General features: G+C 45.5%; 21 protein-coding genes and 1 pseudogene. 17 read left to right on the plus strand and 5 right to left on the minus strand.

The window, feature by feature from the left end:
* The first annotated feature begins 3 nt into the window (after positions 1-3).
* The 3 genes from RHEIN_RS05070 to RHEIN_RS05080 are packed head-to-tail and all read left to right on the plus strand — an operon-like array spanning position 4 to position 1239.
* Positions 4-561 carry a YqgE/AlgH family protein gene (locus RHEIN_RS05070; protein WP_008897895.1) on the plus strand — a complete coding sequence of 186 codons (558 nt, stop codon included), beginning with the start codon at positions 4-6 and terminating at the stop codon, positions 559-561.
* Positions 561-995: a Holliday junction resolvase RuvX gene (ruvX, locus tag RHEIN_RS05075; protein WP_008897896.1), complete on the plus strand. Its 435-nt coding sequence runs from the start codon at positions 561-563 to the stop codon at positions 993-995. Before RHEIN_RS05070 ends, ruvX begins: the two co-directional genes overlap by 1 nt.
* Positions 985-1239 carry a DUF1653 domain-containing protein gene (locus tag RHEIN_RS05080; protein WP_008897897.1) on the plus strand — a complete coding sequence of 85 codons (255 nt, stop codon included), beginning with the start codon at positions 985-987 and terminating at the stop codon, positions 1237-1239. Before ruvX ends, RHEIN_RS05080 begins: the two co-directional genes overlap by 11 nt.
* On the opposite strand, the gene RHEIN_RS05085 is transcribed toward RHEIN_RS05080, so the two are convergent.
* The gene (locus RHEIN_RS05085) at positions 1236-1943 is read right to left on the minus strand and encodes an ArsR/SmtB family transcription factor (RefSeq protein WP_008897898.1); all 708 of its coding nucleotides are present in this window, start codon (positions 1941-1943) and stop codon (positions 1236-1238) included. The genes RHEIN_RS05080 and RHEIN_RS05085 overlap by 4 nt on opposite strands.
* Before the next feature lie 87 nt (positions 1944-2030).
* On the opposite strand from RHEIN_RS05085, the gene RHEIN_RS05090 reads away from it, so the two are divergent.
* The 4 genes and pseudogenes from RHEIN_RS05090 (at position 2031) to RHEIN_RS05105 (ending at position 7081) form a co-directional block, all read left to right on the plus strand.
* Positions 2031-2369, plus strand: a complete 339-nt coding sequence (locus RHEIN_RS05090) for an NIPSNAP family protein (RefSeq protein WP_008897899.1) — start codon at positions 2031-2033, stop codon at positions 2367-2369.
* Positions 2366-2704: pseudogene (locus RHEIN_RS05095) on the plus strand (antibiotic biosynthesis monooxygenase family protein). Before RHEIN_RS05090 ends, RHEIN_RS05095 begins: the two are co-directional and overlap by 4 nt.
* Positions 2705-2895: 191 nt before the next feature.
* Positions 2896-4701 carry a PAS domain-containing sensor histidine kinase gene (locus RHEIN_RS20310; protein ID WP_008897901.1) on the plus strand — a complete coding sequence of 602 codons (1806 nt, stop codon included), beginning with the start codon at positions 2896-2898 and terminating at the stop codon, positions 4699-4701.
* A 4-nt stretch (positions 4702-4705) separates the two neighbouring features.
* Entirely contained in the window at positions 4706-7081 is a 2376-nt protein-coding gene (locus RHEIN_RS05105) for a two-component system response regulator (protein WP_008897902.1), read from the plus strand.
* A gap of 62 nt (positions 7082-7143) precedes the next feature.
* Here RHEIN_RS05105 and RHEIN_RS05110 read toward each other — a convergent pair whose 3' ends face one another.
* Both RHEIN_RS05110 and RHEIN_RS05115 read right to left on the minus strand, forming a co-directional pair.
* Positions 7144-8262 carry a PilT/PilU family type 4a pilus ATPase gene (locus RHEIN_RS05110; RefSeq protein ID WP_008897903.1) on the minus strand — a complete coding sequence of 373 codons (1119 nt, stop codon included), beginning with the start codon at positions 8260-8262 and terminating at the stop codon, positions 7144-7146.
* Between the two features lie 5 nt (positions 8263-8267).
* On the minus strand, positions 8268-9332 hold the full coding sequence (locus RHEIN_RS05115) for a type IV pilus twitching motility protein PilT (protein WP_008897904.1): 1065 nt from the start codon (positions 9330-9332) through the stop codon (positions 8268-8270).
* A gap of 42 nt (positions 9333-9374) precedes the next feature.
* Here RHEIN_RS05115 and RHEIN_RS05120 point away from each other — a divergent pair, with 42 nt between their 5' ends.
* The 8 genes from RHEIN_RS05120 to RHEIN_RS05155 are packed head-to-tail and all read left to right on the plus strand — an operon-like array spanning position 9375 to position 15844.
* Positions 9375-10067 carry a YggS family pyridoxal phosphate-dependent enzyme gene (locus tag RHEIN_RS05120; RefSeq protein ID WP_008897905.1) on the plus strand — a complete coding sequence of 231 codons (693 nt, stop codon included), beginning with the start codon at positions 9375-9377 and terminating at the stop codon, positions 10065-10067.
* A complete protein-coding gene (gene proC, locus RHEIN_RS05125; RefSeq protein ID WP_008897906.1) occupies positions 10057-10872 on the plus strand; it encodes a pyrroline-5-carboxylate reductase in 816 nt (271 codons plus the stop codon). Before RHEIN_RS05120 ends, proC begins: the two co-directional genes overlap by 11 nt.
* Before the next feature lie 9 nt (positions 10873-10881).
* Complete coding sequence (locus RHEIN_RS05130) at positions 10882-11424, plus strand: YggT family protein (protein ID WP_008897907.1); 543 nt, start codon at positions 10882-10884, stop codon at positions 11422-11424.
* Entirely contained in the window at positions 11425-11718 is a 294-nt protein-coding gene (locus RHEIN_RS05135) for a DUF167 family protein (RefSeq protein ID WP_008897908.1), read from the plus strand.
* Positions 11715-12140, plus strand: coding sequence for a DUF4426 domain-containing protein (locus RHEIN_RS05140; RefSeq protein WP_008897909.1), 426 nt, complete (start codon positions 11715-11717; stop codon positions 12138-12140). The genes RHEIN_RS05135 and RHEIN_RS05140 overlap by 4 nt, the downstream gene beginning before the upstream one ends.
* 56 nt (positions 12141-12196) lie before the next feature.
* Positions 12197-12814: an RdgB/HAM1 family non-canonical purine NTP pyrophosphatase gene (rdgB, locus tag RHEIN_RS05145; protein ID WP_008897910.1), complete on the plus strand. Its 618-nt coding sequence runs from the start codon at positions 12197-12199 to the stop codon at positions 12812-12814.
* Positions 12814-13977 (plus strand): radical SAM family heme chaperone HemW, encoded by a 1164-nt coding sequence (gene hemW, locus RHEIN_RS05150; RefSeq protein ID WP_008897911.1) that lies wholly within the window; start codon positions 12814-12816, stop codon positions 13975-13977. Before rdgB ends, hemW begins: the two co-directional genes overlap by 1 nt.
* 25 nt (positions 13978-14002) lie before the next feature.
* Positions 14003-15844 (plus strand): DUF885 domain-containing protein, encoded by a 1842-nt coding sequence (locus RHEIN_RS05155; RefSeq protein WP_008897912.1) that lies wholly within the window; start codon positions 14003-14005, stop codon positions 15842-15844.
* Positions 15845-16207: 363 nt separating this feature from the next.
* Here the strand turns inward: RHEIN_RS05155 and RHEIN_RS20315 are convergent, their stop codons facing one another.
* Positions 16208-17689: a PAS domain-containing sensor histidine kinase gene (locus RHEIN_RS20315; RefSeq protein ID WP_008897913.1), complete on the minus strand. Its 1482-nt coding sequence runs from the start codon at positions 17687-17689 to the stop codon at positions 16208-16210.
* Positions 17686-18501: an alpha/beta fold hydrolase gene (locus RHEIN_RS05165; RefSeq protein WP_008897914.1), complete on the minus strand. Its 816-nt coding sequence runs from the start codon at positions 18499-18501 to the stop codon at positions 17686-17688. The genes RHEIN_RS20315 and RHEIN_RS05165 overlap by 4 nt, the downstream gene beginning before the upstream one ends.
* Positions 18502-19012: 511 nt before the next feature.
* Here RHEIN_RS05165 and RHEIN_RS20320 point away from each other — a divergent pair.
* Together RHEIN_RS20320 and RHEIN_RS05175 are read left to right on the plus strand one after the other, a co-directional pair.
* Positions 19013-21706, plus strand: a complete 2694-nt coding sequence (locus RHEIN_RS20320; protein ID WP_237704339.1) for a response regulator — start codon at positions 19013-19015, stop codon at positions 21704-21706.
* A 12-nt stretch (positions 21707-21718) separates the two neighbouring features.
* Positions 21719-22105, plus strand: coding sequence for a response regulator (locus RHEIN_RS05175; RefSeq protein ID WP_008897916.1), 387 nt, complete (start codon positions 21719-21721; stop codon positions 22103-22105).
* The last annotated feature ends 268 nt before the right edge of the window (positions 22106-22373 follow it).

Here is a 22373-nt window from a genome sequence, read left to right on the forward strand (position 1 = left end):
TATATGGACAATTTTCAGAATCATTTATTGATTGCGATGCCGGGTCTTGACGATCCTATGTTTAAACGCAGTGTGACTTACATTTGTGAGCACAATGCTGAAGGTGCCATGGGCATTGTGATTAATCACCCTATGCCGGTCAAAGTAACTGAGTTATTAAGTCAGCTGCAAATTGAACACGATAGTGAAAGCCAGGCGGCTAAAGCTCATGTCTGTGCTGGTGGCCCTGTGCAAAGTGATCGGGGTTTTGTGTTGCATACCCCGAAAGACGGCTACACCAGCAGTATGCGGCTGAATAACGATCTGATGGTAACCACTTCACGCGATATTTTAGAAAAGCTCACCACAGAAGAGGCGCCGGACAAATTTATTCTGGCGTTAGGCTATGCTGGCTGGAGCGCTGGCCAACTGGAAAAAGAAATGGCAGAAAACAGCTGGCTGATGATCCCGGCCGACAACAACATTATTTTTGAATTGAGCCATGCCGAAAAATGGCAAGGCGCCGCTCATGCGATGGGCATTGAAGTCTGGCAATTAAGCCCAGAAGCAGGTCACGCCTGATGAGTAGTAGCGTCACCGTATTGGCTTTTGACTATGGTTTAAAAAGTATTGGCGTGGCTGTAGGTCAAAGCATGACAGGCACAGCCACTATGCTCAAAGCCTTAAAAGCTCAGGATGGCATTCCAAATTGGGACCAGATTGAAGCGCTCATCAAAGAATGGCAGCCTAAGTTGCTGGTGGTAGGTTTACCTCTGAATATGGATGGCACAGAGCAGCCTTTTACGGCCCGGGTGCATAAGTTTGTCAATCGCCTGCATGGCCGTTACGGCTTACAGGTCAAAACTCAGGATGAGCGTTTAACCACAGTAGACGCCCGCTCGCAGCTGTTTGCTGAAGGTGGGTTTAAAAAGCTCAGCAAAGAATTGGTTGATAGTTTGTCGGCCAAACTGATTTTAGAAAGCTGGTTTGAAAACGGTGGCGCTTATGGCGATTAAAACCGGCTTCTACCGCCACTACAAAGGCCCTTTTTATCAGGTACTGGCACTGGCTCACCACAGTGAAACCAATGAAGAATTGGTGCTGTACAGGGCGTTATACGGCGATTTTGGCTTATGGGTGCGACCGCTGGACATGTTTGTCAGCAATGTCGAAGTGGCAGGCGAACTGGTGCCACGTTTTAGTTTTGTTTCAGAACAAGCCCCTGCGGAATTACCCGAGCTGCCACAACTGCCCTTTTAATCTGAGCCAGTCAAAGCCTCGCTGCTGGTTCTGAACCTGTAGCGTTTGCAAAAACTGGCCATTCCCTTCAAATGAAAATGTAAAACTCTGCTGTCGTTGTCTCTGACAGCCCAACCTTTGTTTAAAATATCCTGTAAAACCCATTGCCCTAAAGCTCCGGCCAAATGAGTCCGTCGCTCACTCCAATCCAGACAGGCTTTACACAAAGGTCGTTTTTGCTTCTCCAGCTCGGCCAGATTAACTCCAAGGGCAGTAAAAAAATCAACGCCCAGCTTTGTAAGCATCACCTGATCTGAGTGTTCAGCCAGCAATTGTTGTTCAAGCAAGCTGTGGTACAAGCCTACTCCTAGTTCCCCGGCCAGATGGTCATAACAAACTCTGGATTTACGTAACAGAGGATCTGCTGGTCCGGTTCTGGCTTTTGGATGGGTCAATACCGAACTTAGATTCAACAAGGATTCCAGCAGCTGTGCCACTTCAAGCGATTGCAACTGAAAATACTTATGTCGCCCTTGTTTTCTGACCACTAACAGCTGACCTTCAACCAATTTGCTCAAATGACTACTGGCGGTCTGAGCGGTAATGTCTGCCTCCAGTGCCAGTTCTGTTGCTGTCAAAGCTTTGCCGGATAAAAGCGCCAGTAACATGCGGGAACGAGCCTGATCCGCCATTAAGGCAGCGACAAAAGTAATATCAGGGGACATAGAGGGTTCCGGATACTTCGATGGCGGTCGAAGCAAAGTTATTTTCAGCCATTAGACTGACCGAAAATAACCAAGGAGACAAGTACCATGAAAATTACCTGCTTTATTCAATACCGGATCGATCCCTTTAAATCAGAACAATTTGCTCTTTATGCGGATAACTGGGGCAGTATCATCCCTGCCTGTGGAGGCGAATTGGTGGGTTATTTTTTGCCTCATGAAGGTAGCAATAACACAGCTTTTGGCCTGATCAGTTTTAACAGCCTGGCAGATTATGAGCAGTACAGAACACGATTAAAACAAGACCCGGCTGGCCAGGCTAATTTCGCTTTTGCACAACGTGAAAAGTTTATTCTGGAAGAAAAGCGTTCCTTTCTGACAGTGGTGCCTAAAACCTACCAAAAAGCTGCACAGGAGCTTTTATGATTGCCGTTATTTTTGAAGTCATCCCTCAACAAGGACAAATGCAGAGTTATCAAAAGTTGGCTGCAGAGCTTGCACAGACCCTTGCCACACAAGCTGGCTTTATTTCAGTAGAACGATTTCAAAGCTTGAGCGATCCGGAAAAGCTGCTGTCTTTGTCCTTTTGGCAAGACGAATAGTATGTCAATGCATGGCGTAATCAGCCAGATCATCGTCAGGCACAACAAAAGGGCAAAGAACAACTATTCAGACACTACCGCTTGCGAGTCGCTTTGGTCTGCAGAGAATATGATTTAAGCAGCAGCAATCCGGCACCAAAAGCCGACCTGAGCAGATAGACAGAAAGATGTGTAACAGAGCGAATGCCTGATTACACATCTTTCTCCAAAGCCCCCCTTAGTTTGACTTCATTAGGGGCCGCACTTTTCATTCTCTAGCACTGCATCCAATATCTTTGTTTCGACAGTCTGCCTTGATAAAACAACCACTTGTGTCTAAGTTGAGAACATGGAATTTAAGGCGCACCGACATGGAATCAAGTTCTGAATTAAAAGCTCTGGCGCTGGATGCGCTCAGTCAAGTCCTGCCTACGGGCATTGCCATACTGGATACCTCCTTTTGTTATGTCAGCATCAACTCCATTCTGGCTGAATTTAATGGTGTACCTATAGAGCAGCATTTGGGTCGCAATGTCGCAGAGGTGCTGCCCGAACTGGCGAAAACTGTTATGCCGTTGCTGAAACAAGTACGGGATACAGGCAAGGCTATATTAAATTTCAAAGTCACAGAAGATAGCAGCGACGCAGAGCAGTCACACTGGTCTGGCTCTTACATTCCGCTGTTTAACGCAGAGCAACAACTCTGCGGTATAGCTGTAGTGGCTCTGAACAGCACTATGGACTGGTTTGTACAGCAGACGCGCAAAGACGATTTGGAACGTTTGCGGAAAATTCTCGATAATATGTTTAGTTTTGTTGGCATCCTGTCACCGGATGGCACTTTACTGGACGCAAACAAACCGCCACTGGAACTGGCTGGGATCAGTCTGGAGCATGTTCGACGTAAAAAATTCTGGGACTGCTTCTGGTGGCAACACGATATAAACTCAGCCAAACGTATCAAAAAAGCAGTGGAGGATGCCAGAGCAGGTATCATTAGCCGCTTTGATATTACAGCTCAAATGAAAAATGAAGTTGTGATTATCGATTTTATGCTTGCTCCGGTGTACGACGACAACGAGCAACTGAGTTTTCTGGTGCCTTCAGCCATAGAAATCACCAGCAGGAAACGTAGCGAGCAGGAACTACAGGATAGCGAAACCCGATTTCGCCGGGTGTTCGACAGTACGGCCGATGGTCTTGTTTCTATTGATGACCAGGGCCTAATCACCTTAGCCAACACCACAGCCTTGCAGATGTTTGGTTATGAAGCAGGCGAGCTGACAGGGCAACCTATAGAGGTCCTGCTGCCAGAGCGTTATCAGCAGCATCACCCCGCATTGCGGCAAGGCTTTATGCTAGCCCCCACCACCAGACCCATGGGACAACACCGGGAGCTGCATGCAAAACGTAAAAACAATACTGAGTTTCCGGTCGAAATAGGGTTAACTTACCTTGAAGGCGACAAAAAAGCTGCTGTGCTGGCAACGATCACCGACGTATCAGCTGCCAAAGCTGCACAGCAGCATCTGCAAGGCATCATTGATGAGAAAACAGCCTTACTGGCTGAACGCACTTTATTGCTGAACGAAGTTCACCACAGAGTGAAAAACAATTTGCAGATTGTATCCAGCCTGCTCAGTTTAAAGTCGCGCGGCGCAACACCTGAATTAAAACAAGTACTGCTGGAAAGTCAGTTGCGGGTCCGTACCATGGCCCTGACCCACCAGTTACTTTATGAAAAACGTGATTTCTCCTCAGTGCCACTGGCCAGTTACTTACGACAACTTTGCCAGTTAGTCAGACAGACCCTGACCAACACCGATTTCATCAGCTTCGAATTTGACCAGATGGACGAGCAGATCGTATTGGTGCTGGAACAGGCTATACCTTGTGGCTTATTAGCCACTGAAATTTTGACCAATAGTATTAAACACGCCTTCCCTGAACAACAAAAAGGCCAGGTGAAACTGGCGTTGACTCAGGAAAATCAGCGAATAACACTGAAAATTGGCGACAACGGTATAGGTTTGCCCGAAAGTGTTGAGTTGGGCCAGGGCAATTCTTTGGGGATGCAACTGATCCCTGCTTTTATTGCACAATTAGGCGCGCAGATCGAACTGAACCGACAGCAGGGCACCCTGTATTGCATTCATTTTTCATCAACCAGGGAATAAGGTTATGCAGACTAACATTCTGATTGTCGAAGACGAGTATATCGTCTCTCTGGACCTGAAAAGCGCGCTGGAAGATTTAGGTCACAAGGTCACTGGTACTATTGCCAGAGGGGAAGACGTGCTGGCAAAAGCGATCGAGTTCCCGCCCGATTTGGTACTGATGGATATTCAGCTAGCCGATAAAATGCGCGGCACTGAAGCGGCTGAGATACTCAAAAAGCAAATGGATGTGCCAGTTATTTTTTTAACCGCCTGCTGTGATGAAAATGTCTTAAAGCAGGCAGAAAAGTCTTTCCCTCATGGTTATCTGATCAAACCTTTTGACCGAAGAGAACTGGAAGCCAGCATCCGTATGGCGGTAGTTCGGCATCAGGCAGAACTAAAAGTACGTATCTCTGAGCAGCGACTGCAACAAACGCTAAACGCGGCAAAAATGAGCCACTGGCAGTTGAACTTAACCACAGACCAACTGGACATCGACTATAGCTTTTACGACAACCTGCAACAGCCTGACATCAGAACAGGGGGGCTTTCGCAGTTAAAATCTATTCTGGCTGTTGATGAGCACCAACGTCTGTCACAATTTTTCGCCCGTAAAACAGATTTTAATGCAGTCTTTACCGCTGCCCGGAAAAAGCCGCTGCAATACCTTGAATTATTTGGACATTTTCAGAGTTCACAGGATCAGCATCTGATCAGCGGAATACTTCGTGATGTCACAGATAAACAAAAAGAAGAACTACAACTTCGACAGGCCAATACGGTATTTAAAACCACATCAGAAGCTATTTTAGTGCTGGATGACGCAGGTGAAGTGATCTCAGTCAACCCGGCTTTTAGTCTGGTCACGGGCTACAGCGAAGCAGATGTCAGAGGAATGCAACCGGACAACTTTTTGTATCCGAAGCAACAAACATCCCCTGTCTCTGTCCGTTTACAAGAGCTTAGCTCCAGCCACTGGAGCGGCGAAGTCGAATGTAAACGCAAAGATGGTTCCCTTTTCCCAGCCTGGCAACACTTATGTAAAGTGCGAGCCCCTATGACTCAGGGGACAATCAGCCATTACGTGGTGATGTTCTCGGATATCTCAGCATTGCGACGCGCCGAAGAACATTTGGCTACCTTGGCCTTCAGCGACCATCTGACCGGGCTGGGTAACAGGGTAAAACTTGAAAAAATGTTGCGGACTGAGCTGGTCAGAGCCAACAGAAATCAAAGTATGTTGGGTATTTTATATCTGGATTTGGATGGCTTTAAGCTGGTAAACGATACCCTGGGGCATCATGCAGGAGATTTATTGCTGCAGGAAGTAGCCAAACGTATCAGTGACTTGACCAGAGCCGGAGACGTCGCCACCCGGGTTGGAGGCGATGAGTTTGTATTGGTCGTACCGGATATCCATCATCCGTCCGATTGCCTGCGAGTTGCGGAAAAAATATTACATATTATAGGGCAGGATATTTCGCTGCAGGACAATATTGTCAATGTTTCCGCCAGTATAGGAATAGCCTGCTATCCGGACGATGCAACCAGTTACGAGGAACTGCTTAAATGTGCTGATTTAGCCATGTTTGCCGCTAAAGATGAAGGCAGAAACCGGTTTACTTTTTTTAATCCTTTGATGGCAGAAAAAACCAGACAAAGGGTGCAAATTGAAAAAGACCTCAAAACTGCCTTGTGTAAAGCCGATGAACTTATCATGTACTACCAGCCTATAGTACGTATCTCGGATCAGGAGCTAAGAGGTTTTGAAGCACTGATCCGCTGGGATCACCCGACTATGGGCTTTATTCCACCAGACCGTTTTATCAAAGTAGCAGAACAAAGCAACCTGATTAACGAAGTAGGCGACTGGGTGCTGCAACAGGTGTTTAAAGATGTAGCAGAACTAATTCAGCGTTATGGCAAAGACATCACAGTGTCGATTAACCTGTCAGTGCGCCAATTAGAAGATCAGCAACTCGCGGCTAAAATTAACCAGCTATCTTCAGAACACCATGTGCCCTTATCGCTGATTTATTTCGAAATTACAGAAACCGCCCTGAGCCAAAGCCATAGCTTGTTAAACACCCTTGACCAGTTACGCTGCCTGGGTGCCCGTATTTCCGTTGACGACTTTGGAACCGGTTACTCCTCCTTAAGTCGCTTGCGGGAATTGCCTATAGATTGTTTAAAAATAGACAGAGCTTTTGTGATTAGTCTGGGTAAAGATCGCAGCAGTGCCGAAATAGTCCGCGCTATCTGCGCTTTAGGCAAAGCCTTAGAGTTGATTATTATTGCGGAAGGAGTTGAAACCCAGGCTCAATATCAAATTTTAAAAGAAATAGGCTGTGATAAAGCCCAGGGTTACTTATTTGGCAGGCCAGGGCCGCTGGGTTGAGATGATAAGGACGGGGTAAACCCCGTCCCTACAACCTAAAAACAATTACGACTAATCAAGACTTAATCATTATCCGTTAACCCAGCCACAGTCACACCAGACAATAACCCTGCGCCTGTAGTGCCTTCTTTCAGCTTCATCATCAAACGTAAATCGTTTGGTGAGTCGGCGTAATGCAGCGCGTCGGCGTGGCTGATTTGGCCTGATTTATATAAATCGTACAACGCCTGATCGAAGGTTTGCATGCCCAATTCACGGGATTTGCTCATTACAGCTTTAATTTCACCTATCTCGCCACGTTTAATTAAATCAGCAATAAGCGGCGAATTCAGCAGTACTTCAATAGCAGCTACCCGTTTTTTACCATCCACAGTAGGCACCAGTTGCTGGGCCACTATGGCACGTAAATTCAGCGATAAATCAAAGAGTAGCTTGCCGTGTTTTTCTTTGGGCACCAGATGCATAATACGATCTATACCCTGGTTGGCGTTGTTGGCGTGCAAAGTAGCGATACATAAGTGGCCTGTTTCGGCAAAAGACAAGGCATATTCCATGGTGTCCTGACTACGGATTTCACCGATAAGAATCACATCAGGTGCCTGACGTAACGAGCTTTTCAGCGCCGCCTCAAAGGACTCAGTATCTATCCCCACTTCACGCTGCGTCACCAGGCTTTTTTGGTGATCGTGCACAAATTCAATAGGATCTTCGATGGTTAAAATATGACCACGGGCATTTTGATTGCGATAACCCAGCAATGCGGCTAAGGAAGTCGATTTACCAGCGCCGGTGCCACCAACAAACAACACCAAACCACGTTTGGACATAATAATGTCTTTGAGTACAGTCGGCAGGCCTAAGTCATCCGCTTTAGGGATAGTGGTGACAATACGACGTACCACCATGCCCGCCTGATCTCGTTGCCAGAAAGCGGATACCCGAAAGCGCCCTGCTTCATTAGCAATAGCGAAGTTACATTCTTTCTCCTGCTGAAACTGCGCCTGTTGTTTTGCTGTCATGGCCGATAACACCAGCGCCAGCGATTGCTCAGGGTCCAGCACTTGTTCAGCTATAGGCAACATTTCGCCATTAATTTTGGCGGATGCAGCCAGTCCTGCGGTAATAAACAAATCCGAAGCACCAGCGGCCACCATTTTGTGTAAATAATCCACTAAAGTCATAGCAGTTACCCCATCCGGCCCATATTGCCCATGCTGTTAAAGGAGTTTTTGTCCTGAGCTTTAGCCAAAGCATCTTTCTGGTTAATGGTTCCCCTGTTCACCAGATTGATCAGGCATTGATCCATGGTCTGCATGCCATGAGAGGCACCGGTTTGGATCACTGAGTACATCTGAGCAATTTTATCTTCACGGATCAGGTTTCGAATGGCCGGAACACCCAACATAATTTCGTGTGCAGCCACCCTGCCACCGCCGTTTTTCTTCAGCAAGGTTTGTGAAATAACAGCTCTCAGCGATTCAGACAACATAGAACGTACCATGGCTTTTTCTTCGCCAGGGAAAACGTCAATAATCCTGTCTATAGTTTTTGGCGCTGAGGTGGTGTGCAAAGTACCAAACACCAAATGACCTGTTTCAGCTGCTGTCATCGCCAGACGAATGGTTTCCAAATCCCGCAGCTCACCCACCAGTATTACATCAGGATCTTCACGCAGCGCTGAGCGCAAGGCGTTGCTGAAACTATGGGTGTCGCGGTGCACTTCACGCTGGTTAATTAAACTCAGTTTATTCTGGTGCACAAATTCAATAGGATCTTCTATCGTCAGAATATGGTGATTTTTGGTGCTGTTGATGTAATCAATCATAGCCGCCAACGTAGTCGACTTACCCGAACCTGTAGGACCAGTCACCAGCACCAGCCCGCGTGGGTTGTCAGAAATACTGCGAAACACATCCGGCGCATGTAAGTCTTCCAGGCTTAATACTTCGCTTGGGATGGTACGAAACACAGCAGCAGCGCCGCGGTTTTGTACAAAAGCATTGACACGAAAACGTGCTAAACCCGGCACTTCAAAAGAAAAGTCGGATTCAAGCTTTTCTTCGTATTCTTTACGCTGACGGTCATTCATAATGTCGTACACCAAAGAGTGCACTGCTTTGTGGTCTAAAGCCGGAATATTTAAACGTCGCACATCACCATCAACCCGAATGAGGGGTGGTACACCGGCTGATAAATGTAGATCCGAGGCTTTATGTTGCACACTAAAGGCGAGTAATTCGGTAATATCCATGGTGAAAAGCACTCCAAAGCAAGGGCCAAAAACAGAGTTGATATGACAAACAACATAGCAGAAGCGTTGAAATCAGCCTACAACGCCATCACAGAATTTCAGATAAAACAGCAATTAACCCAACAAAGCCGTCTGATTGCTGTCAGTAAAACCAAACCAGCCTCCTCTGTTGCAGCTGCTTATCAGGCAGACCAACGCGCTTTTGGTGAAAACTATGTGCAGGAACTGGTCAGTAAAGCGACAGAATTAAACAGCCTTGAGGGGATAGAATGGCATTTTATTGGCCCTATTCAATCCAATAAAACCAAAGACATAGCGCTTTACGCCGACTGGGTGCACAGCATAGACAGACTAAAAATTGCGGAGCGTTTATCTGCACAGCGCCCTTTGGATAAAACACCACTTCAGGTGCTGCTGCAGGTGAATATCAGCGGCGAAGAGTCTAAGTCGGGTATTGAACCTGCGGATTTAATGAATTTAGCAGCACAAGTCGCTAAATTACCGCAGCTTACACTCAAAGGTTTAATGGCCATTCCAGAGCCCGGCAAAGGCGCTGAAGCTTTTGCTCAGATGCAACAGCTGTCACTGCAATTGCAACAGCAACATCCTGATGCAAAAGAACTTTCAATGGGCATGTCCGACGACTGGCAAGAGGCTCTGCGCTTTGGCTCTACTATGATAAGATTAGGCACGGCCATTTTCGGAGCCAGGGAAACAAATTCTGATGATAGATAACACGGTAGCTTTTATAGGCGCTGGCAATATGGCTCAGTGTATTATCGGAGGCATGATTCAGCAGGGTTATCCGGCTGAAAATATTATTGCTGCCAACCGTAATGCTGAAAAATTAAAAGTTTTAAAAGACCAGTACAAGATTGAAACCACCACAGACAATATCGAAGCGGTCACCAAAGCCGATGTGATAGTACTGGCGGTGAAACCTCAGATGATGGCTGAAGTCTGTCAGCAACTGATAGAACAGGCTCCGGAATGTCAGGAGAAGCTGTTTATCTCGGTTGCCGCTGGTATTTCTGTTGAGCGTTTTGAGCAAATGTTAGGTCAGGTTCGTATTATCCGCGCTATGCCAAATACACCGGCTTTAGTGGGGTTAGGGGTCACAGGTTTATTCCCAAGCCGCTGCTCTGTGTATGAGCAGTCCTTTACCGAAAAGCTGTTTGCGGGCACAGGTAAAACTGTCTGGCTGGAAAAAGAGCAGGACATTAACGCTATTATTGCCGTGACCGGCAGCGCCCCTGCGTACTTTTTCTATTTTATGCAGGCCATGCAGCAAGTAGCGCAGGAACTGGGTTTTGATGAAAACCAGGCCAAAGCTATGGTGGCGCAAACTGCTTTAGGTGCAGCCACTATGGCCAGTCAGTCTGATTTATCTTTTGAAGCATTACGCGCTCAGGTCACCTCTAAAGGCGGCACCACACACGAAGCTATTGAAACTTTTAAACAACATAAGCTTGAAACCATGGTCAAAGACGCCATGTATGCAGCGATACGCCGTGCTGAAGAAATGGCAAAAACTCTTTAAGGACCCATAATGACCGAAGCATTCTTTTTTCTGTTAAGTAGCCTGATCAAACTTTATCTGATGGTTGTGCTGCTGCGCATCTGGCTGCAAAGCGCCAAAGCTGATTTTTACAACCCATTCAGCCAGTTTGTTGTCAAAGCGACGAATCCGGCTATTATCCCGCTGCGCCGTTTTCTGCCAAGCATGGGCCCTGTTGATACCGCCAGTTGGATCTTTGCTTTTGCTATTTGTGTACTGCATGTAGCTATAGTTCAACTACTGCAATTAGGTCAGGTACTTTATATGTATTTGCCTTTAAGTGCTTTGGTATTGCTGATCACCGAAGCGCTGCAACTGGCATTCTGGATTTTAGTGATCCGCGCTTTACTAAGCTGGTTCAGTCAGGGCCGTAACCCGGTTGAGCTGGTGATGCACCAGTTAACTGAACCTTTATTACGCCCTGTACGTAAAGTGATCCCAGCTATGGGTGGTTTGGATCTGTCTTTGCTGGTGGTACTTTTAGGTATTCAGTTTATTCAGATTTTATTGACCAATATGTTACGCGGTTTCTAAATGTTAACCCGACTGGCCAATGGCGATATTCTGCTGCAATTGCATGTGCAGCCTGGTGCCAGTCGGGATCAGTTTTTAGGTCTGCATGGTGATGCTATCAAGGTGGCTATTAAAGCGCCGCCTGTAGATGGTAAAGCCAATGCCCATTTACAACAATTTCTGGCCCACAGTTTTGACGTGGCCAAACGTCAGGTACTGCTGGAAAAAGGCGAACTGAGCCGACAGAAAAAATGGCGAATTCTGGCGCCCTGCTCTGTTCCTGAAGCCTTACAACCTTATCTGGAGTCGACATGAAAAACTATCTGATGGCAGCAAGCTTGGTTCTTGCCTTGTTTCTAAGCCCACTTCAGGCGGAGCAAAAAAAAGTACTGGGGCCATGGGATGTGCATTACATTGCCTTTGACAGCACTATTATTGACGCCAAAATAGCGCAAAGTTATCAACTGCAGCGCAGTAAATATCAGGCCGTACTGAATATATCAGTGCTCAATAGCAGCGATCAAAAAGCACAACAAGTGCGGATTTCCGGCACTGCCACAGATCTGACGCAAAAGCAGATCGAGCTGAGCTTTCGTGAAGTAAAAGAAGGTGATGCCATTTATTATCTGGCACAAGTACCTGTGCACGACCAAAAACACCTGAAGTTTAAACTGGATATCTGGCAAGGCACAGAAAACCAGAAGTTAGAGTTTTCCCAGATGTTTTATACCGAATAACCCTCTTTTATCCGGCTCAGTATCCACTGAGCCTTTTTTGTTTCAAAGGTTTCCTTATGCATAAACTTGTTTTAGCCACCGGTAATAAAGGTAAATTAGCCGAGTTGTCTGCCTTGCTTGCACCTTTTGACTGGCAGGTGTTGCCGCAGTCCGATTTTCAGGTGCCTGACGCTATTGAAGATGGTTTAAGTTTTATTGAAAACGCGCTGATTAAAGCCCGTCATGCCAGCCGTTTAACTGGCCTGCCCGCTATTGCCGACGACTCAGGTTTAGCTGTAGATGCTTTAGGTGGCGCACCCGGTATTTATTCGGCCCGTTATGCGGGTGAGCATGGCAATGATTTAAAAAACCTGCAAAAGCTGCTGGTCGATTTACAGGCTGTACCACAAGGCCAACGCGCCGCTCAGTTTCATTGTGTATTGGCTTTTGTGCGTCATGCCGACGATCCTGTGCCTGTGATCGCGCATGGCATCTGGCATGGTCAGATTGCCTTTGAAGCTGCTGGTTCAGGTGGTTTTGGTTACGACCCGATATTTATTCCGAATGATGCCCAAAGCGCAGCGTCAACTCAGTGCACTGCGGCTGAACTAAGCTCAGATCAGAAAAAACAACTGAGTCACAGAGGCAAAGCCTTACGCTTATTGGTGTCTTTGCTGAAAGGCGAACACGCCTGATGAGTCTGGCATCAACCACACAGCTGCAACTGCCGCCGCTAGCGCTTTATATCCATATTCCCTGGTGCATTCAAAAGTGCCCTTATTGCGACTTTAACTCTCATGCCGTCAAACAAGGCATACCAGAGCAGGAATATATCAGCCATTTATTGGCCGATTTACGCCAGGATTTAAGTTATGTGCAAGGCCGCGCTATCAGCTCCATTTTTATTGGCGGCGGTACACCCAGCACTTTTAGTGGCGAAGGCATTCAGGCTATTTTAGATGGGGTACGCAAAGAGCTACAGTTAACAGACGACTGCGAAATCACTATGGAAGCCAACCCAGGCACTGTGGAAGCAGCTCGTTTTGCCGCTTATGTGGCCGCTGGCGTCACCCGTTTTTCTATTGGTGTGCAAAGTTTTCAAACCGAACAACTGAAAGCTCTGGGCCGTATTCACGATTGCGATGAAGCCATTAAAGCAGCCCAACTGGCGGCCACCTTACCACTACAAAGTTTTAATCTGGATTTAATGCATGGGTTGCCGGATCAGGATGTTGCAGGTGCTTTGGCCGACTTACAACAAGCTATAGACCTGAAACCACCGCATTTATCCTGGTATCAGTTGACGATAGAACCTAATACCGCTTTTGCGTCGCGCCCTCCTGTGCTACCTGAAGACGAAGCCTTGTGGGATATTCAGGAGCAAGGCCATATGCTGTTACAACAATATGGCTACACTCAGTACGAAATCTCAGCCTATAGTCAGCCAGGCCTGCAATGCAGACATAACCTGAACTACTGGCGTTATGGCGACTACTTAGGCATAGGTTGTGGCGCTCATGGCAAAATCACTGTGCCAGAGACTGGCAAAATTATCCGGCCTGTGAAAATTAAACACCCCAAAGGTTATATGGATATCAGCAAAGGTTATCTGGATGAAAGCACTGAAGTAGCGCCTGAAGACAGAGCTTTTGAATTTTTTATGAACCGCTTTCGTTTGCTCGAAGCTTGCCCCAAACAGGATTTCAGCGCTTATACCGGCTTGCCCGTCACATCTGTAGAAGATGCGCTTGCCAAAGCAGAGCAACTGGGGTTAATTAACAGTACAGAATTACACTGGCAAATCAGCCCAAAAGGCGCTAGGTATTTGAATGATTTGCTGTCCTTATTTATCGACTAACCATTCATATAACAAAGGTCCATTTATGTATTTACGATATTCAGCACTGGCGCTTGCCGTCAGCTTAGCAACAGTGGCAGGCTGTAAACCGGCCTCTACTCCTATCGATCAAAGCAAAATCATTGAAGCTACTGTGGTTCTGACTGAAAACCAAAAAGCCGACGCCCTGTTCGAGAAGATTTTCCAGCAGTCTGTCGATAACAGCCCGGAAACACAAACAGCTTTAGGTTTAAAAACCAATTACGATCAGTGGGATGATTTATCTGAAGCTCACACGCAAAAAGAGCTGGAACAAGCCAAAGAGCAACTGGCGCAGGTGCAAGCCTTGAATATGCAAAGCCTCGACACTGGCCGTCAATTGAGCGTGAAGCTTTTAACAGCGCGTTTGCAGGCCCGTTTAGATGACGCCAAGTGGGACTTGTACAGCTACCCAGTCAATCAGATGTATGGAACCCACTCTAATGTGCCTTCCTTGCTGATTAACCAGCACAGCATCAGCGATGAAGCTGATGCCAAGGCCTATATTGGCCGCTTAAAAGGCGTAACCACCTATTTCAAACAACTGGAACAACAACTGCAGGCCCGCGCAGATATTGGCGTTTTACCACCCAAGTTTGTGTTTGGTCATGTGATTGGTGCCAGCCGTAACATCATCAGCGGCGCACCTTTTGACGGTGGCAACGACAGCACTTTATTGGCAGATTTCCGTGGCAAAGTACAAGAACTGAAGCTGGAACAGGCTGAAAAAGATTTACTGCTCAAAGAAGCTGAACTGGCTTTAGTGGGCAGCGTAAAACCAGCTTATGAAAACCTGATCAAGTTGCTGACCACTTTAGAAGAAAAAGCCGGTACTGAAGATGGTGTATGGCGCTTTAAAGACGGCGATGAGTTTTACGCCAACCGCTTAGCCCGCATTACGACCACAGATTACAGCGCAGAAAAAATCCATCAGCTGGGTTTGTCTGAAGTCGCCCGTATTCACGAAGAAATGAAAGGCATTATGAAAAAAGTCGGCTTTAAAGGCGACTTACAGCAGTTTTTTGCCTTTATGCGTGACGATCCGCAGTTTTATTACCCGGACACAGCCGAAGGCAAAGCAGAGTATTTAGCCGAAGCCACCCGTCTTATCGATACCATGAAATCGCGTTTAGACGAGCTCTTTATCGTTAAACCTAAAGCCGATATGGTGGTAAAAGCGGTAGAACCTTTCCGTGAGCAATCTGCGGGTAAAGCCTTTTACGAGCAACCTTCTATGGATGGCAGCCGCCCAGGTATTTATTACGCCAACCTGTACCGTATGAGTGGTATGCCAAAGTATCAGATGGAGGCTTTGGCTTACCATGAAGGTATTCCGGGCCATCATATGCAAATTGCGATAGCCCAGGAGCTGGACAATGTGCCTAAGTTCCGTAAGTTTGGTGGTTACACCGCTTATATCGAAGGCTGGGGTTTATACACTGAGTTCCTGCCAAAAGAGATTGGCATGTATCAGGACCCCTACTCCGACTTTGGCCGTTTAGCCATGGAACTATGGCGCGCCTGCCGTTTGGTGGTCGACACAGGTTTACACAATAAAAAATGGACCCGCGAACAGGCCATTCAATATTTGGTAGACACCACACCAAACTCCAAAGGAGAAGCCGTCAACGCCATAGAGCGTTACATCGTAATGCCAGGCCAGGCAACTGCTTACACTGTAGGTATGCTGAAAATGCTGGAACTGCGCGAAAAAGCCAAAACAGCACTGGGCGATAAATTCGACATCCGCCAATTCCACGACGTAGTACTGAAAAACGGCGCAGTGCCATTGGACGTGCTGGAGCAGTTAGTGGATCAGTATATTCAATCGGCTAAGGCTGCTGCTTAACTGGTATTTGTTCAATTAGTACTGTAGAGGCGCCACTAATGGGCGCCCTTTTTTGTACCCTTAACTCGTTCTAATCACACAGATATTGTTTCCTGCTGTACCCCTTGAAGTACTACTGTCCATGGAGTTTTCTGAATACATCAGAACCGTTGAGAATGACATTAAACACTTCAATCGCTACCGAGTGATCTTCAGCTATACTCGAACGCCACAACGCAGAAGCATTTGAAAAATGCTACTCTGAAGTTGTTATAGCTCCTACCAGAACTATCATTGGATAAACAGGAAGTTGTCACTTATAAAAGCGGACAGAACTTATGTTTTTCGAAATAATACAAAGACATGAAACTATAATTGAACTTTCTATTGAGCGGTAAGCAGACTAAACCAAAACACTGCTCCGCCAGTTTCGCGAGCTCTATAGCCGATATTTCCTCGCATTGATTCGACCAGGCCCTTGCTGATCGCCAATCCTAGTCCTGAGCCTTCAAAAGCTCGATTTGTTGCACCGTCTTGTTGACTAAATTGAGTGAATAAATAAGGTAAAAATTCTGTTTTAATACCTGGGCCCTGATCCTCTATGGATATGATAACGACTTTATCTTCATGTTTTACATCCACCCTTACTATAGTGTTGGGCGCAGAGAACTTAATGGCGTTAGATAACAAATTTGAGATGACTTGCATAAAACGCAATTGATCGACCAAGACCTTAATTGGCTGTTTCGGGATACTCAACTTCAGGGAGATCCGTTTGTCTGGCAGATAAAGTTGATTTTCTGCAATCGCCTCTTCAAGTAAGGGCTGTAATAATAAAGATTGCATGTTAACTGACAGCTTGTTTGTTTTTAGTTTTGAAAAGTCCAATACCTCAGTGACCAGGCTTTTTAGCCTGTTCGCGTTGTTGACCGTTATGCCTATCAGTTTTTTCGCTTTTTCAGGAATGTCACCCAACTTACCTGAGCTTAATAAATGCAGACTCCCCAGAATAGAAGTCAGTGGTGTCCTCAGTTCATGACTGATTGTCGCAATAAAGTCGTTCTGCAGTTTTTCATAGTTCTTTCGCTTGCTGATATCGCTGATTAGCAAAATAAACTGCATGTTACCCAAGACAAGGGATGAATTAAGTTGTCTGATTTGCAGCTGAACATCAATGTTTTCGCCAGTATCTCTGAGCAACTGAGTTTCGAATGTCGCGGGCAATAAAGTGCATTGTGAAGAATCAGAGTCAGTGCGAAGTACTTCATGAATGCTCTGGTCAGAAGCCAGATCCTGACTAAAAAAATTCAACACTGATTTATTCACTAAATCTGAAACCGGTTGTGCAAATAAGATCTCAGCTCCAGAATTGGCAAAACAAATGTCGCCATGTTTTGATATAGCTAAAATAGCAACGTCCTGGGCGCCATCAAGCACGGTTTGAAGCATATATTTGTTAGCTTCAGTTTCTTTTATAAGGAGCTGCATCTGCTGTCTGGTATGGATTAACTCTTGTTCAAAGCTTGCCCTTTGCTCCGCCGGAAGAATAACCCAGCGATAACAGGATTGTTGCTCAAAAGTACCCTCTTGGACGTTAAGTAATACCGGCAAAGGTGCTAATGGCTCTCGCTTAATTTTCAGATACAGTTCGCTCACAGCTCCATTTTTTCGTAACAAAGGCCATAAATGTGTTTGGAGAAAGATAGTGGCTGCAGGTGGAAAAAGTTGCTCAATTTGTAGATGGCGAGTCTGATCTGAAATAGAAAAAGTAGCTAACGCATATTGGTTAATAAATAAAATCGCTCCATGCAGGTCTGTCACCACCACAGAGCATGGCAAAGCATCCAGCTCAGGTGACCCACTCAAGAGTTTAACTCCGTCTTGAGGTACTGATTGATTGCATCAATCACTAAATGCGGATGACTCATATGAGCAGCGTGACCCGATACATCCAAGACTTGTAAGCGACTATCTTTAATCTGTTGCTGGACATAACGACCAACCTCCAGAGGAGCGAGCAGATCGCGCTGATGCTGCAAAATAAGACTCGGGACAGATAGTTTGGCAAAATCCGCTCTATTGTCCGCAAAAAAAGTGGCTTGTGCAAAGTGCCGGGTGATCACCGGGTCGGTGGAACAAAAACTATCGGAGAGCTGGCCTGATACTTTTGGATCGTTTTCCGCCCCAGCCACTATAGGGCCCAAATAACTCGCCCAGCCTAAGTAATTCTGATCCATCAATTCAAGCAGACCGTCAAGATCTGCTTTGTCAAAACCCCCATGATAATCCGGAGGCATGTTTATAAAACAAGGAGATGGCCCAAGCAGAATCATTTTATGAAAGAGCCCTGGTTTTGCGTTGGCGGCCAGAATTCCTATGCTACAACTGACAGAATGCCCAATGAAAATGACATCACGTTCAAGTTTTAACGCATCGCATATTTCGAGAAGGTCCTGAGCATAACCATGAAGCGTGGAATAGCGTTTAAAACTATAGTTATTAATTTCTGACTGACCGCTACCAACAAAATCAAACACTATCTGGCAGGTGTTTTCCCTAAAAGCGGGTGTAATTGCCTCCCACATCGTTTGACTGCAGCCAAATCCGTGTGCGTAAATGAGTACAGGCTTGTTCATATCTCCGATGATCTGAACGTTATTACGGCGCAAAATAGTCATACAAAACTCCGGATTTCGCTGAAATATGGCTCTGTTCAATCTAAGCTGACTTGTCAGTTTAATGAACTGAGCCAATCTTTTCTCTCACTATTTGGCTTAATTGATTAAGCTATTATCAAATATATCGTTTTTTTTGATTTTAGGCTAAGACTTCATCACATAAATATAGGTTGAAGTGGTAGATGTCATTGACTTAGAAGAGATTAAGTCAATGCTTGCACTAAAGCTTTAAACAAAGCTATTGTGCATTAAATAAGTTCATTGTCTGTAGAGACTTTGCCGCAGGTGAGCAATTTAAGGAGCGAGATCGACCATGGAGTCATTTACAAACCGCACACCCAAGTTCTGGACTTACTTAATATGTTCTCTATTTGCATCAGTAATTATCAGTGCGGCATTCGTCACTAATGCGCTGCGCAATACTCAGTATCAAAGCCGATATGATCATATATATGCTGAAGAACTCAATACTCTGGAAAAAACTAAAGCAGAATTAATGCAACAGGCATTAATGACGGCGCAGCTGATAGAGAAAAATCGGTTGGTTACAGAGTTATTGGTTCAGGCCTCCAGTTCTTATCAGAATTCTGCGCCTGAGCAAGAGTTACGTCCTATCAGAGAACAACTGCATCAGATAGTTTCTCCCTATTGGCAATACCTTCAACAGTATGGAGCTAAGCAACTGCACTTTCATTTGGCGCCTCAGGCATTTACTTTATACCGAGCACACAAACCAGAGTTTCATAGTGATGTGTTGGCTGATGTTCGGCCTTTGGTCGTTGAAGTATTGAAAACAGGACAAGCTTTTAGCGGATTGGAGATTGGTCGTAACGGTTTGGGCTTAAGAGCTGTTGTACCTGTGAGCCAAAATAATAAAGTGATCGCAGCCATCGAGGTTGGTTACGGCTTATCAGGCGCTTTAAGTTTAAAGCAAAGCTCTCTACCAGATAAAAGCTCTCAAAATTCTGGTATAGCATTTGTTATCAATAAAACCTTACTTGAGGTTATGACTGATGACCAGCGAGCTAAATTCAGTGCAGGCAGCACGCTGTTCTGGAGTACTGAAGATAGCGCCTTACAAGAAACAGCGCTTCTTCAGCATATCCCGGAAAGGGTCAACAGCTCTGCATTTTTATCCGTTCAACAAGACGGCAGGACTTTCCTTTTAACGTTGATGCCGTGGCCTGAATTTAAACAATCCGGCTCTGAAGCAGGTGTTGTATTGGTAAATTGGTTAGATATCACGTCAATGCAGCATGAAAAATCACGTGATGATTGGATTCTAAATATAATCTGGCTTATTGCACTTTTGATGGGGCTGGCATCTGTGTATACGATCAGTACTAAACTGCAAAAAAGTACTGCACGGTTCACCGAGCAAAGACAAAAAGAGCTGTTGTGGTCAGAGAAAAAACTACGGGCTCTGTTTGATTTATCTCCCGACTCTATTGCACTCAATAGACTATCTGACGGAGTCTATCTGGAAATTAATCCGGCTCTGGAAAAACTAACAGGATACAATTTTGAAGAGCTTCAGCAACTCAGTTACTTTGATTTAACACCTGAAACTTTTGCAGCCCAGGAACAAGAACAATTGCGCCTGCTTAATGAAACAGGTCGATATGGCCCGTATCGTAAACAATACCGTCATAAGAACGGCCATCTTGTTGATATAGAGCTTCGCGGCGTTAAATTTGTCAGCCCGTCGGGTGAAGAAATGATTTGGTCTACCATTACTGATTTGACAGAAACCTTAAAATTGGATCGCTTAAAGCAGGATTTTATATCGACTGTTAGCCATGAGTTGCGAACTCCGTTGACTTCGATCAATGGTTCATTGGATTTACTCCTCAGTGGTGCCGCAGGTGAATTACCTGCAAAAGCCGAAAAGCTTTTAGGCATAGCGGTTAAAAATAACAAGAGATTGATTGCATTAGTCAATGACCTACTTGATATGGAAAAGCTTTCGCAAGGCAAACTCGCTTTTCATACAGAGTTTGTCAGCAGTGCACTGTTGCTACAAAGTGCAATAGAGCATAACCAGCCTTTTGCCCAGCAACATAAAGTAGAACTGAAGTTAGGTCAGACAGATGATGTTCTTCTGCATGTAGACCCTGCAAGGATACAGCAGGTGTTAGCAAATCTGATTTCTAACGCTGCCAAGTTTTCTCCCCAAGGATCCATTGTCTCTGTCTATAGTGTGTTAAAACCACACCTGTTACGTATTGCCGTTGCTGATCAGGGGCGTGGCCTGACTGCAGAGCAAATTTCAAGGCTTTTCCAGCGTTTCTCTCAATTAGATAATGTTAATAACAGAGAGACCGCAGGCTCAGGACTTGGACTTGCCATTAGCCGGGATATCATATCGCAAAGCAACGGACAGATAGGCGTCGACTCCGAATATGGTGCCGGCAGTACATTTTGGATTGAATTACCTCTGGTAGATAAGGCAGAACAACCTATTCTTACCAAAAAAATTCTGGTCGTTGAAGATGATGCGGATACTGCTTTTACCATTCAGGAATTACTTGCTGCGAATGGCTACACTGCAGATGTTGCCCATACACTGGAGCAAGCCTGGTTATTATTACAACAACGCACCTATGATCTTATTACTTTGGATCTGAACTTAAATGGTGAAAGTGGCAGTGACTTTTTTCTACGATTACGAGACTCCTCAGACTATGCGCACTTACCCGTTCTGGTCATTTCTGCTTATATCCATCAGGGAAAGTTGGCACTTAATGCGATAGCAAATACGGTAGATTGGTTGGAGAAGCCTGTTAATTCAGAAGTACTGAGCCAGAAAATAGAGTACTTACTATCCCAGGGTAACTCATCGGGTTCGGCTTCACGTATTCTTCATGTTGAAGATGATGAAGACATTGTATCTATTTTGAAAATGCAACTGGAACCCATCTATCATTACCATCATGCAGCCAGCCTCGCAGAAGCACGACTAAAGCTCAGAACAAATCAGTATGATCTGGTGTTATTGGATATAGGATTACCTGATGGCGAGGGCTGGCAGCTGTTTCCGGATCTGGAGCTATTGCATGGAAAAGTTCCTGTGATTATTTTCTCAGCTCAGGATATTAGTGTGAATCAACGAAATCAGGCGACAGCTGTGTTTGGCAAAACCAAAGTACAGCCTTCGGCATTAGTCCAACATATAGCGCAGATGCTAAACGCTGTACATCCTTGAAGTGGAGACCTTATGCAATTAGAAAAAGTTTTACATGTCGAAGATGATGAATCAATTCGAATGATTGTCGAAATGGCATTGGTGGATTTATCTGGCTTGACTTTGGTCAGCTGCGAAAGTGGATTTGATGCTCTTGCCCAAGCTTTGCATTTTGAACCAGACTTGGTGTTGTTGGATGCGATGATGCCTGGGATGGATGGCCTTCAAACCTTGATTGAGCTCAGAAAACTGCACGGCTATGCTAAGGTTCCTGTCGTGTTTATGACTGCACGTATCCAGCAAGCTGAAAAACAACAATATATAGATGCTGGCGCTGCTGCTGTGATAGAAAAACCTTTTGAAGCGACTCAGCTAGGCGATCAACTCGAAGCCATTTATCAAAGTTTCAGTGTGTCTTAATAACTATTAACACTGGAGTCGTTCATGCAAATACCAGCGTTGCCGTTTACAGAACAAGAAAGATGTGTGGCGCTCCTTCATAGGATTTATGAAGGCAGTACAGCTATTAACGGATGGTAAGCTCATAGCAAGGATTTGTTTTAATAATAGTTAGCCCGTTACTTTTTGAATGTCGTTTCAGGCAATTTGCGACTATATTCGATAAGCAACAGGCCAGCCATACAGCAGTACTTTTTCCATTACTTCCAGTGTGTTGCTGCGCTATCTG

Origin of the sequence: Rheinheimera sp. A13L, assembly GCF_000217935.1 — a bacterium.
In the GTDB taxonomy this organism is placed as follows: domain Bacteria; phylum Pseudomonadota; class Gammaproteobacteria; order Enterobacterales; family Alteromonadaceae; genus Pararheinheimera.